Source organism: Paenibacillus paeoniae (assembly GCF_003388735.1).
In the GTDB taxonomy this organism is placed as follows: Bacteria; Bacillota; Bacilli; order Paenibacillales; family Paenibacillaceae; genus Pristimantibacillus; species Pristimantibacillus paeoniae.
The window spans coordinates 376752-391300 of the sequence record NZ_QUBQ01000004.1; the positions used below are offsets into that span (position 1 = coordinate 376752).

At 42.8% G+C, this 14549-nt stretch carries 18 protein-coding genes; 5 read left to right on the forward strand and 13 right to left on the reverse strand.

Features of this window, described 5'->3' with window-relative positions:
* Positions 1-399: 399 nt before the first annotated feature.
* The 3 genes from DX130_RS19980 to DX130_RS19995 form a co-directional block, all read right to left on the reverse strand.
* Positions 400-1008 (reverse strand): hypothetical protein, encoded by a 609-nt coding sequence (locus DX130_RS19980; protein WP_116048355.1) that lies wholly within the window; start codon positions 1006-1008, stop codon positions 400-402.
* Positions 1009-1203: 195 nt separating this feature from the next.
* Complete coding sequence (locus DX130_RS19990) at positions 1204-1761, reverse strand: hypothetical protein (protein ID WP_116048359.1); 558 nt, start codon at positions 1759-1761, stop codon at positions 1204-1206.
* A gap of 559 nt (positions 1762-2320) precedes the next feature.
* Positions 2321-2758 (reverse strand): hypothetical protein, encoded by a 438-nt coding sequence (locus DX130_RS19995; protein WP_133297957.1) that lies wholly within the window; start codon positions 2756-2758, stop codon positions 2321-2323.
* A 1081-nt stretch (positions 2759-3839) separates the two neighbouring features.
* On the opposite strand from DX130_RS19995, the gene DX130_RS26560 reads away from it, so the two are divergent.
* Both DX130_RS26560 and DX130_RS26565 read left to right on the forward strand, forming a co-directional pair.
* Complete coding sequence (locus DX130_RS26560) at positions 3840-4010, forward strand: hypothetical protein (protein ID WP_165861377.1); 171 nt, start codon at positions 3840-3842, stop codon at positions 4008-4010.
* Between the two features lie 330 nt (positions 4011-4340).
* A complete protein-coding gene (locus DX130_RS26565) occupies positions 4341-4517 on the forward strand; it encodes a hypothetical protein (RefSeq protein WP_165861378.1) in 177 nt (58 codons plus the stop codon).
* 138 nt (positions 4518-4655) lie between these two features.
* Here DX130_RS26565 and DX130_RS20010 read toward each other — a convergent pair whose 3' ends face one another.
* Both DX130_RS20010 and DX130_RS20015 read right to left on the reverse strand, forming a co-directional pair.
* Positions 4656-5093: an ASCH domain-containing protein gene (locus DX130_RS20010; protein WP_116048364.1), complete on the reverse strand. Its 438-nt coding sequence runs from the start codon at positions 5091-5093 to the stop codon at positions 4656-4658.
* A 294-nt stretch (positions 5094-5387) separates the two neighbouring features.
* Positions 5388-6437, reverse strand: a complete 1050-nt coding sequence (locus tag DX130_RS20015; protein WP_116048366.1) for an N-acetyltransferase — start codon at positions 6435-6437, stop codon at positions 5388-5390.
* Between the two features lie 114 nt (positions 6438-6551).
* Between DX130_RS20015 and DX130_RS20020 the strand changes: the two genes are divergently transcribed.
* Entirely contained in the window at positions 6552-7076 is a 525-nt protein-coding gene (locus DX130_RS20020) for an ATP-binding protein (RefSeq protein WP_116048367.1), read from the forward strand.
* A 198-nt stretch (positions 7077-7274) separates the two neighbouring features.
* Here the strand turns inward: DX130_RS20020 and DX130_RS20025 are convergent, their stop codons facing one another.
* From DX130_RS20025 to DX130_RS20045, 5 genes are all read right to left on the reverse strand, one after another.
* A complete protein-coding gene (locus DX130_RS20025; RefSeq protein ID WP_116048369.1) occupies positions 7275-7994 on the reverse strand; it encodes a hypothetical protein in 720 nt (239 codons plus the stop codon).
* Positions 7995-8246: 252 nt separating this feature from the next.
* On the reverse strand, positions 8247-8687 hold the full coding sequence (locus DX130_RS20030; protein ID WP_116048371.1) for a hypothetical protein: 441 nt from the start codon (positions 8685-8687) through the stop codon (positions 8247-8249).
* A gap of 256 nt (positions 8688-8943) precedes the next feature.
* Entirely contained in the window at positions 8944-9423 is a 480-nt protein-coding gene (gene rlmH / locus DX130_RS20035) for a 23S rRNA (pseudouridine(1915)-N(3))-methyltransferase RlmH (RefSeq protein WP_116048373.1), read from the reverse strand.
* Between the two features lie 121 nt (positions 9424-9544).
* The gene (locus DX130_RS20040; RefSeq protein ID WP_116048375.1) at positions 9545-9712 is read right to left on the reverse strand and encodes a CxxH/CxxC protein; all 168 of its coding nucleotides are present in this window, start codon (positions 9710-9712) and stop codon (positions 9545-9547) included.
* A 284-nt stretch (positions 9713-9996) separates the two neighbouring features.
* Positions 9997-10575 (reverse strand): TetR/AcrR family transcriptional regulator, encoded by a 579-nt coding sequence (locus DX130_RS20045; protein ID WP_116048376.1) that lies wholly within the window; start codon positions 10573-10575, stop codon positions 9997-9999.
* An 82-nt stretch (positions 10576-10657) separates the two neighbouring features.
* Here DX130_RS20045 and DX130_RS20050 point away from each other — a divergent pair, with 82 nt between their 5' ends.
* Positions 10658-11110, forward strand: a complete 453-nt coding sequence (locus DX130_RS20050; RefSeq protein WP_420818546.1) for an SDR family NAD(P)-dependent oxidoreductase — start codon at positions 10658-10660, stop codon at positions 11108-11110.
* On the opposite strand, the gene DX130_RS20055 is transcribed toward DX130_RS20050, so the two are convergent.
* Positions 11044-12381: a S1C family serine protease gene (locus tag DX130_RS20055; protein WP_116048377.1), complete on the reverse strand. Its 1338-nt coding sequence runs from the start codon at positions 12379-12381 to the stop codon at positions 11044-11046. The genes DX130_RS20050 and DX130_RS20055 overlap by 67 nt on opposite strands.
* Before the next feature lie 167 nt (positions 12382-12548).
* Here DX130_RS20055 and DX130_RS20060 point away from each other — a divergent pair, with 167 nt between their 5' ends.
* The gene (locus tag DX130_RS20060) at positions 12549-12770 is read left to right on the forward strand and encodes a hypothetical protein (RefSeq protein ID WP_116048379.1); all 222 of its coding nucleotides are present in this window, start codon (positions 12549-12551) and stop codon (positions 12768-12770) included.
* Here DX130_RS20060 and DX130_RS20065 read toward each other — a convergent pair.
* On the reverse strand, positions 12739-13545 hold the full coding sequence (locus DX130_RS20065) for an MBL fold metallo-hydrolase (protein ID WP_116048381.1): 807 nt from the start codon (positions 13543-13545) through the stop codon (positions 12739-12741). The two genes, DX130_RS20060 and DX130_RS20065, sit on opposite strands and share 32 nt — an antisense overlap.
* A gap of 230 nt (positions 13546-13775) precedes the next feature.
* Positions 13776-14528, reverse strand: coding sequence for a two-component system regulatory protein YycI (gene yycI, locus DX130_RS20070; RefSeq protein ID WP_116048382.1), 753 nt, complete (start codon positions 14526-14528; stop codon positions 13776-13778).
* Between the last annotated feature and the right edge of the window lie 21 nt (positions 14529-14549).

Below are 14549 nucleotides of genomic sequence, written 5' to 3' on the forward strand. Positions count from 1 at the left end.
GCAATCTTCCAGTAAACGAGTCTTTCTTTAAATATCTAAAAACAAACTTGGGGATAATATGACTTTCTTCCAGTTTGGCGATCTTGCCACATAAAGCACATTTGGTTTCAATAATTTCCTTAGAAAACCCCACGAGGAATATCCCCCTAATTTTCAAATAATTGATATTAGATTCATCAAATTTTGAGTTTTTAAGAGCTTTATAGATGCCCCAATTTCTGATAACGTTTTTGTGTTCCTGACGTCGATTCCCCTTAGATAGCTCTTATCTTAGGGGAATCGATGTGTCTGCCTGAATCTACTCCTTCGAAATCCCTCGGGCAGACCGAGCGGCGAAAGCCGCGAAGCTGGAACACTGTGTTATACGCTGTTGCACACTTCATTGAATTACTTACAAACTTATCTTCTAATAATTCCAATAGTTCTTAGTTCTATAACAAGCATAGCCCAGATGGAAGATATTACAAACGGAAAGGTAATAATCTTAACTAGTATTTCAACTAATGAGTTCTCTGAAAGTCCTTCTTGAATCGCTGTATCAATTACAGATTGATCAAATACTAAGCTAGAAAAATTCGAATCCAAAGTCGTTAAAAATGCAACTGCCAAAAGTGTTGTAAAGAGAGCATTAATTAACATTACAGCTGCTTTAACTTTATTAAGCTCGAAAAATAATGATGCTGCTAGCCATGAAACTACGAAAGTAAATAATAAAAACCAAATAAAATACCTATCCTCAATCACTGGACTCCAAAAAAAGCTTATATAACTTGCGACTACTAACGCGATTAAGAACGGCGCAACTAATAACCATCTTATTATTCTAAAAATTGTATTAGCATTTGTAATTGAGTTTAAAAACATGTTCAAATATACCAATGTAATCGCAAAACCAATTAGTAAAAACTTTATTTGTGGACTTGGCAAATAAACTCCTATAATTATAAATAAGAAAACGATCAAGTATATAACTCTAGTATTTTTCAGAATTTCGATTATTCTCCTCATGTGTAACCCCTCAAAAACAATTATTGATTTTTGTGCAATTGCGTATAACGTTTCGTATATTCGCGACGTCCGACGAAGTCGGATGTGTCCACAGCAACAGCTTCCTTGAAGCCACTTCTGGGACCGAGGGCAATCGCCCGATGCGTGAATATTATGTTATCGGATGTAATCGCCTTCTTCGAATAACATTCTAAATTATATATTCTCTTCAAACTCGCCATTCCGATGTCTTCTTACATAATCTTCAATTTCTTCTGCACTTATATATTCACCCGATTTTATATTCTTTTCTGGATCTTCTGCATTTTGCCAAAGTAATAAATCTAGTAATATCCTAATTACTCTTTTTGTGTTTTCAACAATATCAATTTCATCTTCTAACTTATTTAGAATTTCATCTAGAGCATGATGTCTAGCAGTAAATGAAGATATTACTTCGTCTAAATTTTCTTTAGACATACAATACTCAATATTGTGAGCAAATTTTCTTCTTAACTTATTGAATAGTTTGTATGTATTGCCTTCATCTATTGAAAGTGCTCCAATAGCAATTAACAGATCAATCTTGTTTGGAAAGAACATTCTATCAAGATTTAACACACTTGCATTTTGATAAACACTATTAATTAGGCTTTCAATTTCTTTTTCAATTAGTAGTTGCCCCTTTAGTACTATAGACAAAATTGAATTTTCTTCTTGTATAAATTCCTTAAAGTGATGTAAGGTTACCGCTAACTCCGCTCTTGTTTTCATAAAACACCTCCATAATTAGATATTTTAGGTTTTACTTAGTATTGCGATTATTTCCGATAACGTCTTATCCACGAACTTCATGAATACCTACGTTATAGCCTTTTATCTGAAACCAAATCCCAAAATTCCTATCATATCACAGCGTGGAAAATAGTGGTCGATTTCTAATCATAAAGAACTATCCCCCCAAAACAAAGGTCTTAGAGGTCCATAATTCACACTACCCACAACACTCCCAGCCACATTCCCACAACCAATATTTTTCGCCGTCACTTATGGCACTGTTCCCCCGCTTAATCTAACCGCCCGAATCATCTGCTCCAGCTGAGCACATGCATCATATGGTGCGGATAGGTCATGCGGCCGAAGGTCTTGTTGTGGGCGGGGACGGTTACGAGGCGAGGCGGTTAGTTGGTACAGACTTGCCCTGTAAGATTCTTCTGCCGGACCAATGGCGTATGGCCCCGCAAGCGAGAATACTCTGTTATGGGGGCTGTAAACGTATCAGGCCATCCGACCGAGAGTCTATGATTTCGGTGTTAGTCAAAGGTAGCCGAAGTTAAAATTCTTCTTTATTGATTTTCGTCCTTGTAAGGCTAAACTTTTCAATTGACTTGTTATCTGTTTCTGTGACTAATTTGGTCAAGGTATTTATCATGTTATACAAGTCATTTACTTCAAGTTCTCTTAACGATCCAACCAAAAATTTGCTGTCGGGTACTGCCTTAATATACTTTTCGTCTACAATACATCGGTTATGAACAATGATATTTCTGATTGCTATACTTTCAACAATTTTCATTTTGTCTTCTTTATCAACAGCTAGAGGTATTCCTTTCGAGATACACCACTCTTCAATGTTCCCAAAACCTTTATTAGATAGTTCGGAAACCTTGCTTTCTATGGTTTCTTTCAATAAAGCATCAATTGAATCTGCTTTAAGAATTTGTTCTATTAAAATGGTAGGCTGCTTATTATGTAGAATCTCCGGTTTCACAACGAGTATCTCCCGAATCAATGAGACCAAGTATTGAAAATTATCAACTATTCTACTAAAAATCATTTCTATGAAATCTTGAGAGTGTCTCCTTAGTTTATTAATATTTTTTCCTGGTTTCTGTTAATTATCTTTCATCACAATGGTTAGGAACTGGGCGAATGTATGGCGACATGAACTTTTTCAATCCAATTTTTCGCCGTCACTTATGATAAGGTTCAGCTTAACGGGACTATCGGCGAAAAATGGATTCCGATCTGGCCGTGGCGCAGGATTGCCAACGGTTTTACTCACTCAAGTAGGCATGACTATGCCTACTTAGTAATGTACGAAGGCCACCGAAGTAAATCGGTGACCCATATGTCAATGATTCAACTAACGTTCCCCTTTAGCGCTTAATCCGAAATCAAACATCCAATCCTAACTGTTCAATTAGAAAATCACCTTTTTCGATTTTCAACGTTTTCTTTTCTAGCCTATATTCCCACCCATTTGCAATTGCATATGTAATCAAACGTTCGCAATTCTTCGGCCTATGAGGGTTGAAGTGCCAGCTGCCTTTCCATGTAAACAAGACTTCGAAATATGAGGTTTTGGATGAGTACACTTTGAAATTGACAAATTCATTACTAGATATTTCATTAATAACGATGTGGAATTGATAATCATTCAACATAATTCGTTTTTCCCTTTTGCGAAACGTTTTCAGAAAAATCACCTTTTATCTATGTAAGAGATATAATTACATAATAATTCGATAAATTCTCCTGACTATCCTGCCCGTTCTTTATTATCAATCGCCTTCATCACATAATAGCCGCTTCTTTGACCCGGTGTTGTTGACGAAAAATGCGCCTAAGTATACCACGCGGCGGCATTCCCGGCTCCAAAGCGACTTGGGTTTTTGCAGCTAAGCTCTGCAACGTAGAGCTTACCGAACTACTGTCAGAAACCACGAAAGCGGAAGCAGCAAAGCAAGTTCCCCATAATTCCATCCTAATCGTTCACCGAAGTCAAACTTGTAATTAGTCCCGCTCCCCCTCTATGCTTTACTCGAATCCGAATATAGGGGAATTGGTTAATGGAATGGGATGAATTGCGGAGCCGCTTCGATAGGCTCTATGGCACTCAAGCAACCGATGCTGTTTTAACCGCACAATCGATTGACGCTTATCAAGCTGAATTGCTCAAGCTGTATGATCGCTGGGCTGGAGTAAATACGGAAGGCACCTTGCTTAGTGATTCCATGTGATCAGCATGTATCCAGAGCGGGTGTAAGACCTAAATGCATCCAGATAAACCAAAACCACCGATTGCCCGAAAATGGCTCATTCTTAAACGCTTGAACTAACTCTTTATTGATCCGCTTTATGATCCCAATCTTACTGCCATCCAGACTGCTTAACCGTGCCGAAGAACGCGCCCGGGCCAAACCCACGCTGGAAAAGGAGCTAACCGACCAAGACAGCCCGAAACGAATTCGACACGACCTAGAACTGCTGGACGAAGTAATTCAGAAGGGCTTCGACACGTTGAGCAAAATGGAAGTGATTAGCCCTGCCACCGCCATTAAGGCTATGAGATGAAACACAAGTTCACCAATGGCAGTACAGGCGGCTATACGCACTATGGGCTCGAGGAAATCAAGCTACGTGAGGTTGCGCGGGAAAAGGCAATCACAGCGGCAATTTTACAGTTTATCCCGGTGGAGCAGCACTATGCTGTGATTGAACTCATGGAAACGGTAACGCGGGAGTAATCCATCGGCCTTGGTGAAGCCTATGCATAGCAAGTAGCAAGGGAAGCGATGAAAGATCATATATGAAGAAAAAAGAGAACGCCTGTGATGGACGTTCTCCTTTGGTTTGGCTTGATACTTTAATAGAAGGTTACATGTCTAGAAAATTGAACCAACATATAGATTATCTAAAGCATCACTTGGAATTCCTCTTTTTTCGTAGTTATCATCAACATAAAAAAATGATTGTGGTGCAGTAAAGGAATAATTCAAAGTTTTAGGGTCAATCGGATCTTCGTACCGCTTTAAATAACCAATTTTAATTGCATATGCTTCCTCTTTACTCTTAAAATACTCTTGAAAAAAACCATAAGATATTCCAGAAAAATCATTAGTGGCCTCCCATATTTTTTCTGGTTCGCCACATAAGATTTCTTCAATTTGAAATTCCCCAACAATTCTGCCCTCTGGCATTGTTGAATATATAATTACCTTTTCAACCTTTTGCTTAAAAATTACTTTTCTATACTCATAACGTTTCTCTTTACTAAATATTTTTTCTACAAATTCGGGCTTAATCGATAACAATACATTCATCTAACCCACCTCGATTGCAAGACTTTCTTCAATATCGAAGAAAAAATTTTACTGACATTTCCCTCTTAAAGCAACTGCTTATAATGAAGAGCAGCCTAAAGAATCAAACAGCATTATATATTATTATAGATCTAATCCGGATCTCTAACTAACACATGTCTATGGCCGTTTTGTGTCTTTTATTCTAAGAAAAAAAATCATTTCAAAAATTCGCTTAGTTAGTGTAATACCTACATGGACAACGAATGTCATCTTACACAACCAAATAATATGTTAACGCATAACACTCGCTACCTAATCAATAACTAGACTCTCGTGCGCATTTCCCGCCTGCAATATGGAATCAAACTGATTGTCCGTGAGTTCAAAAAATGTCCACCGACCACTCTCTATTCCAAGCTGATCTATAAGTTGCCCCCGCGTCAATCTTCTCCGAAGAGCAATATTATAAACCATCTTTATAACGTAATGACGCTTCCGTTCAAAATAAATACCTCGCAACTCTTCAGGTGTATATACACTATACTTTTTACAATAATCAATAAATTCGTTTACATCATTAAAACTTTTTTTAGATACGACCTCTTCTACAACACATATTGAAGTAACTACTGATCTGTATCTCGCTTGGCCCTGCCTGTCAGTAGTTCTATACATGACTATTATATCCCCAGGTCTAATCCTAGAAACGGGTGCCGCAGAAATAAAGACTTTATGTATACTATTTGTATGAGAAACATCCTCAAGAATGTCAAAGCTCTCATTATTGAGAATTGAGTCCGGGAAAAGCCGGGTATGGAATTGAGGGAAAATAGATAGAATATGTTTTCTTTTGTTTCTTTGAACAAATCTTGGATAATCTATAAGTATATCATTTTTTGTTTCGGTTAGAGCTTTCCACAATACAAGTTCTGTACCAGAATTAGAATCCTTGGTCGAGCGCTGCATAAAACCATATTTTAAAAACAGCCCTACAAGGGTCTCATGTTTTGCAAACACAGTAACATATATACCATCTACGCCTTCTTTAATAGCAACATCTAAGGCCCTCTTTATAAAACGTTCTCCCAATCTAGTGCCATGTGGATTTACTTTCATTGTTCCTATTTTCAAGACCAAATTTGCTGGAATAGCTGGTGTGACATCTTCAATTGGACCGTTTTCTACCTTTAAGTAAAGAAACGCTTCCAATTTTCTTTGAGGATTATATAATACATATGCTATTTCTTGAGACTTCCTCTCAAACCAATCCTCGAAACCCTGATAGTCTCCTTTAAGGCTATCGAAAAAAGGATCGGAAATATCAATATTAGAAAAAAGCTTATGCTGGATATATCCTTCCATAATTATCACACCCCTTATTGAGTCTAAATACCCTTATATGTTACCATATTTTTATACCTTTGGAAGCATTGTTTGAGTAAAATCCTATTCAAAGCGGAATGGAGGATTGAATTTATGAGAAAAATGATTTTTATTGGAGGTATACATGGCGTAGGTAAAACTTCATTGTGCGAAGATCTCACTACGCGCTACGAAATTCCTCACTTTTCAGCGAGTAAGTTAATTGCCACTGAAAAGGAAGAAGCCTATTCGCGTAACAAGCTGATTCCTGATATTAATCAGAATCAAGATTTGCTCTCCAATTCCTTAAATCGTATTAATATCAGTGGCTGGTTCTTATTAGATGGGCATTTTTGCCTACTTAATACCTCCAGTGAGATTACACGTATTCCAATTGATACTTTTGAAAAAATTTCGCCTGCCTCAATTATTGTACTGACTGATTTAACAAGCTCCATTCAAAAAAGATTTTTTCAAAGAGATGGCCACCAATTTGATTTTAACCTCCTCGAAAACTTTCAAAATGCCGAAATTGAATATGCTCGTGAAATTAGCAGTAGTCTTAAAATTCCCATTTTAGTAGCCCAATCTGGTAATACGGAGAGTATTCATGAGTTTATAAATAGAACCATTCAATAGAATATAATCAAATAAACTTCATCGGCACTTATGGCACTGCTCCCCCGATTAATCTAATCGCCCCTGCTCCAGCAAAGTACATGCATCAGTTGGTGCGGATAGATGGTGTGGCCGAAGGACTTGTCGTAAGCGGGGACGGTTGTGAAGCGGTTAGTCGGTATAGGGTTATCCAATAATCCCACCCGCGTGAATGCGGTGTTATTTGATGGATACGCCCTCTTCCGAACTATCTACAAATCTATCCAAATATTTAAAAGAATCAATTACTTTAACATTATTCTCTTTAAGCTTAATTGCTAAGTGTATTGTCATGGTATCAACTGCATCAACAAAACGCTTAATAAACAAGTTATCTACAACTAATTGAATATTTTCATGTACAATTTTATTCCGAATTTCGGACATCTCAACTAATGTATCTTCAATGTTTTTATCGATCTTGAGCTTAGTAATATCTTTGATTCTTCTAAATATCTTTTTGTAAGAACCATTATTATGTGCTTTAGCTGCCCTTCTAGCTAGGATGTTCATGTACTGATCTTTTCCAGGCTGTTTAATAAATTCTTCAAAAGAAAATCCCAGTTGTGTTTTATATTCTTCTTGTTTTATTAACTGGTTTATTAACGCTGGTTTAGTAACAAATAAACAATAAAAAAAGTCTTCAATTATTACTTCACTGAATGTTGAGATACTAACTATCATCTGATTTCTCATAAAATTCATCAAGTCTTGAAATTCTCTACGATGGTAATCAAACATTTCTGCTCTTTGATCTTCAGGGACTCCTTTTACATGTGCTTCAATAGCATTCTCATCTTCTAAAAAGAAAGTTAAGTTATTGAACTTTTCATATAATAGTACACTCTCATGGCTGTAATTAAGGAAATTGAAAAAAACTTCTTTTGTTTCTAAAATCATAAAACGCCACCACCACTGATAATTTAATTATTTGCATTACTGCGTATCTTTCTGATAACGTTCATGTGTTCAAGACGTCCCACCTCCTTAAGCCACGAAGTGGCGCGGTTAGGTGGTGCAGATGTGTCCGGCTGATTCCGCTTGCCTGCTACTGCCAATTAATTCTCCGATCCTCATCTGACTCCTGCCAGACCGAGGGCCGAATGGCCCGAAGCGTTAACATGGTGTTTATGTTGTTATTCTCTACATAGCTTAATCCCCAAAAATCAACTTAGTTAAATAAGGCCCTACAATAATGCCTATTACAAATATGATTAGACCTGAAACTGTGCTAATCCAAAACCCAGCCCAAAGTTCCTTTGGACGCCCTTTATTCAAAGTTAACTCAAACTGCGTAAGAAGTACTTTCACCTCTTCTTCTTTTAATTCTGATAACTTAGAAAAGCGATCATATTCATTTCTCAAAAACTTTACTTTTTCAGTCTTCTCTGTAACTGCCTCCTGCAACTCTTCTAGTAAAATTGAAGTATCTTTTAGTGATTCAAAAGCTTTATCAATCTTTTCGTCTAGTTCATAATTTGAATTTCTGAATTCTCTTACTAATTCCATAGCTTCTTTATATGTAAATGGAAAAACGGGGAAACTATTAAATATAAGCTTTAATATAATCTTTGTTCTTCTATTTAGTTGCACAAGATTTCCCCCTTGATTTTATATAATTGCATATAATATCTTATTCACGAACTTCGCGAATACCCCGTTATACCATTGTTTCCGAACCCCTTACCTATTCTTCATCATACCACGTTAGTGGAAAATAGTGGACATACACCTAGTTAGAAAGAACTAAAAAACTCCTGAGCCAAATGGTCTCAGGAGCCCTAATATCACACTATTCCAAACGTTGCCCAATCAAACCCCGCCATACCCACAACCCAATTTTTCGCCGTCACTTGTGATAAGGTTCCCCCCGATTAATCTTAACCGCCCTATAAACCTGCTCCACCAGCACTAGTCTCATCAGCTGATGCGGCAAAGTCATCCGCCCAAAGCTAAGCTTCTGCTGGGCGCGCTTAAGTACAGAGGGAGCCAAACCATTACTCCCTCCAATAACAAAAGCCACGTGGCTGCGCCCATACGTGGCTAACTTATCAAGCTGGTCCGCGAGATCCTCGCTCGACCAGAGCTCCCCATCGAGCGCGAGCGCGATGACGTGGGCGTCCGGCTTCAGCTGCGCCAGAAGCCGCTCCCCCTCCCGCTCTCGCACTTGCAGCTCCTCCGCCGGACTCATCGTCTCCGGCGCCTTCTCATCGGGCACTTCCGTGAGCGTAAGCTTCACGTAAGGCCCGAGCCGCTTGGCATATTCCGCGATGCCAAGCGTCAAGTACTTCTCCTTCAGCTTCCCGACGGACGCTATCTGAATATGCATATGAGGCCCATCCCTCTATCTATTTTTTTGTACACGAACAGAAATGGGCAAACGGCCTGCCTCACCTTTACAAGCAGTTGTCTGCTCCATCATTTCATTTGTGTTCATCTTTCTCGTTAGGCTATACCACCAGGAACGCCGCAGCTTCCTCACAGAAATCGCACTTGCGCGGCGGGTCCCAGTCCGCGAATTGCGTCTCCTTCAGATCGACCACATCCGGCGCATCCTCATATTCGTCTACAAAACGCTCCAATGCTTTCTCAATGCACGGTTTACATACACAATACATGCTGATTCGCTTCCTATTCTTTGAGAGTATAAGTGCTTATTCGACTTCCTCCAGCATAGCAGAACAGGCCCTTCGCTGTGAAGACAACATTTCGTAAGTATCTGGCACGAAGAAAGCAAGTATACCGCTCACCGCTCCACCTGCCGATACCAACTCTACCCATCACCTCACCTTAGTCTGTGTAGAGATGCTTAGTCTATTCCCTCAAGCAGCCTTGCCCTACCAACAACTTCATACAACCTCATCACAACTCTTACACAAAGCGTCTCAGCTCACCGCGCACACTATTTCTTCACATGAGTTGTCGCTGCTGTCGGCCGCCAGTTAATTATCCGTATAAGCTGATCCTGCATATAGGCAGGCGAATACTGGAAGCCGCCTTCGATCCAGTGGAACACAAGGCCCATCAGGGCATGAATGCTGTACACCATCATCAACTCGCGATTGATGGAGTCCGTCTCCTGCTCCAGCTCCTCGCTGGACAGCTTCTTAATTGCGCCGAACATCTTCTCTTTAATGACAGGCAGCACATCGCTGCGGAATAACGTCGTGTACACCGACGCGCGTCCATGAATATGCTCGAAAATTTTCACGGAGTTCGCCGTCAACTCATCCACACGGAACACATCCAGATCCCCGCAAGGCGCCCGAAACGTCTCGACCAGCTCATCAATTAATTCTGAGATAACTTCATCCAGCAGTCCTTCCTTGTTCTCGTAATGAGTGTAAAAAGTCCCCCTATTATAATTAGCCCGCTCCACGATCTCCGTAATCGTGATGGCCGAGAAGCTCTTCTCCGACATGAGAGTCAGAAGCGCGTCCCTGAGCGCCACTTTGCTGCGCGCAATACGCCTATCTGCCATGATCTATTCTTCCTTCCACAAAAAAGTATTCAACAATCGTACTATCTATCTATAAACGAACAAATGATACGTTGAAAAAGTAATCCTATTCGACCTGAAAGCTGATAACGCCACTATCGTCGTGCAAAAAATTGATACCATAGGCGGTACGACAATCGCCGTCGCTGTCAACGTAACCCAAAAAGCGGACGTGCAAAAGCTAATCGATACAGCCGCAGACACTTACGGCATGCTCGATATCCTGGTAAATAACGCCGGGTATTATGGACAATTTCTTTCCAGCAGCAGAACTGCCGGACGAACTGTCGGAACACGTCTTCGCCGTCAATACGACGGGGGCAATGCTCACAAGCCTACTATCCTATTCCATTGCTGCGCTAATGCGGAGACTCACCGCATAAGCCTAGCTCATAACAAAGCCGGAAGGCCCGTCATAAGACGCGCCTTCCGGCTTTTCGCATATAGAGATTACCTATCCTCCGGAGGCTGCTCCTCCAGCTTCAACTTCACCGACTTCAATTCACCGTCCCGATAGAAGGACACGGTAATATCATCACCGATTTTTTTCTTGCTGTATAAGTATTTGCGCAGCTCTATCGTGCTGCCGACCTTATAATCGTCCAGCTTGACGATCACATCATTGAACTTAAGTCCGACCTTCTCGGAAGGTCCCACAGTCTTCAGAACAATTATACCCGACAGCACTTCATCCGGCAGCTTAATCTCACCTGAGCCGTTGCTCACATCTGTCGATCCGTCCGTCGATTCGTCAACGCCGCCCTCTTCGGCCTGCTCTTCCCCGAACATCCGCTCCAGCTCCTGCTGCTCCCAATACTGCTCCAGGTCCAGCGTATAGACGCCAAGATAAGGACGAGGCACATAGCCTTTGCTAATCAGACTCTCCACGATTGGCATAGCATTGTTAATTGGAATCGCATAGCCGATGCTCTCCACGCCGAAGTCAGAAATCTTCATGCTGTTGATTCCCACGACACGGCCGTTCAGATCGATCAGCGGACCGCCGCTATTGCCCTGGTTAATCGCCGCATCGACCCGGATCACTTCTTGCTCCCAGTCAATGATGCCATTTTGTTTCAACGATACCGGAATGACTTCCTTAATGACACTGACGACGCCCATCGTGATCGATTCGCCCATCCCAAGCGGATTGCCGATCGCCATAACGAATTCTGCAGCGCGCAATGTTGAGGAGTCACCGATCTCTGCGACCGTATTAATGCCCTTCGCGTCGATCTCCAGCACCGCCAGATCCGTAATCTGGTCCATGCCAACAACGCGCGCCTCACGCACCTCGCCTGTCGTCAGCACCGTCTTCACCTTCTCCGCATTCGCCACCACGTGGTAGTTCGTCACGATGAAGGCTCTTCCGGCCTTCTTCTCTATAATGACGCCCGAGCCGACACCCGCTTCGCGCAAAACGCCCGAACCCGGATCTGCATCCTCCAGTCGCTTGCCGCCAATCCCGAGCCCGAACATCTGCTCATTGATGACGCTGACCACTGCCGGCTTCACCTTGGCCGTCGCCACAATTGTGCGCTCCGAAGGATCGCCGGATGCCGCAAGATGGCCAGGCGCCGAGCCGCCGCTTCCAAAACCGCCAAATATAAGTCCGAACAGGACAGCTGCCGCAACGGCGCTTGTGAAGGACGAGATGAACGCGACACGCAGATTAGACCACTTGCGCTCGCTCCCGCCAAAAGATTGCCGATGATCGTCTCGCTGGCTCTTGCGGACGGTTCGCCTGGACACCTTGGTCGAATAAAAATCGTCATCGAATATGCTCATCGGAATCTCTCCTCTCTCTCTTTCGGACCTTGCAGTGAATTTCATAATCTAGGAATGTTTTCGGAAGAATTGACTAAAATAATAATAGATTCAAAGCTTGCAGCGATACATTTTTTTCAGAAGCAGTCGCACAGTCTCGAAATCCATTGAAAAAGGAGAGATCCACGATGAACACCAAGCCATCCCAAGCATGGGAGCACGTGCAGCTAGCCGCCAAGCTAGCCGATCTGAAGGAGGAGCATTACCGCACCGTTCTCACGTTAAGCGCCATGCTGGAGCTTTTCATAGAGAAGGGCATCCTTAGCAGAGAAGAGCTGGAGAACAAAGCCGAGGCGCTCGACGCGCAGCTGGAATCGCTTATTTCTGCCTCACTTCGTCCCATGGGGTAGGCTTATCGTGATATGTTTTGCGCAGAGGAAATTCATCCTGCTTATAAAATATTCCGTGATTCTCCAATATAGAATTGACCGTTAGCATAGCCAGGTCCATTTGATTGTGATCCAAGCTTAAATGCGCCAGATAGACCCGTTTGGTACGGTCCGTCATAAGCTCAATAAGCGCTTCACCGGCTGCCACGTTGGACAGATGCCCGACGTCGCTTAGAATGCGCCGTTTAATATTCCACGGATAGCGGCCCATACGCAGCATCTCCGTATCATGGTTGGATTCTAGCACCAGCACGTCGGAGTCCACAATCTGGCTTCGAACCTTCTCGCTCACATAGCCGAGATCCGTCGCAAGACTCAGCTTCTCCCCATTCTCCTGGAAGCAATAACCGACCGGCTCCGCCGCATCATGCGAGATTGGATATGACTGAACGCGCATCGAACCAAAGTCCAGCGCCTCTCCCGTCTCCATAATGACTCGTTTCTCCGCCGCGATCGTCCCGACATGGCGCTCCATCGCACCCCAAGTCGCTTCGTTGGCGTAGATCGGAAGCTCGTATTTTCGCGCGAAAGCACCGAGTCCCTTAATATGATCGGAATGCTCATGCGTCACGAACAGAGCGTCCAGATCATGGCCCGCAACTCCCCGCTCCCGCATGAGCTCGTCCAGTTTCTTCATGCTGAGGCCCGCGTCTACCAGCACCGTCTTCTCGCTACTCTGCACAATTGTCGCGTTGCCGGTTGATCCGCTGGCCAATACTGTAAATCGAAGTCCCAAAACGTCCAGTCCTCTCCCATTGCCTCTCACGAAGCTACTACCATTGTAACCTCGTTTGCGCCCAATTTCCCCTGTTGTTTTCTGGCTATCCCAACCAGAATAGGCCATGCCGCGAGCAGTCTGCCAATCATCTCGCCACATCATCTATCAATCTATTCTATCATCCACATGAACAGATTAATTGCTCTATCATTCTATAAGACAAGCATAACATGACATCTCACCGACAGCTATGCCGCCGGCGACTCAGAACCCGGCTCCTCTTCTGCGCCTTCCGTCGCAACTTCGCCGCTGATGGCATGGACATAATACACCTTTCCATCCTCCAGTATGACGCGCCACGTCGGAGCCGACACCTGCTTCTCTGAATCGAAGATCTGACCATGATAACCGAGTTGGATTTCCGTGATGACGGAACCTTCCTCCAGGTAAGTCTCAATCAAAGAAGCAACGACCTTCGCCGATCCGATCACTTGCTTCTCTTCACCGAGACCGATTTCCTCTACCCGATCCTGTTGAAAGCCTGTGATTTTCAAGTTGCTGGTGTACAGCTCCAGCTTCACATTGAACATTGGGCGACCTTCAACCATACGGTGCAAGACGAATACACCGTCTCGGCTGCTGTGCAAATTATATTCATAATCCTCTAGATCCGGAATTTGACCACCCATCGCCTTCACCAGCTCAGTCTTGTTGAAGACGAGCCCACTGTCCACCGGCTTTTCCAGCTTCTTCGGAGATGACTTCTTGTCCGACTGAAGCAGATAGGTCAGATCACCGAGCTTAGGCGTTCCGACAGGTAGATTGGCAGCAAGTGAAATGCGCTTCTGTCCCATAAGCTGCAGCTTGTCCGGAGGCAGCTCCGCGGAGTTCACGTTGGCGTTCAGTTGCTCGCTTATGTCCACCCACAGCTGATACCCAAGAAGAATATTGAGCATCAGAAACGATACAATCAGTACACTTTTCGCCCTGCTCCAATCCACTTGCCTTCACCTCCTGAGTCT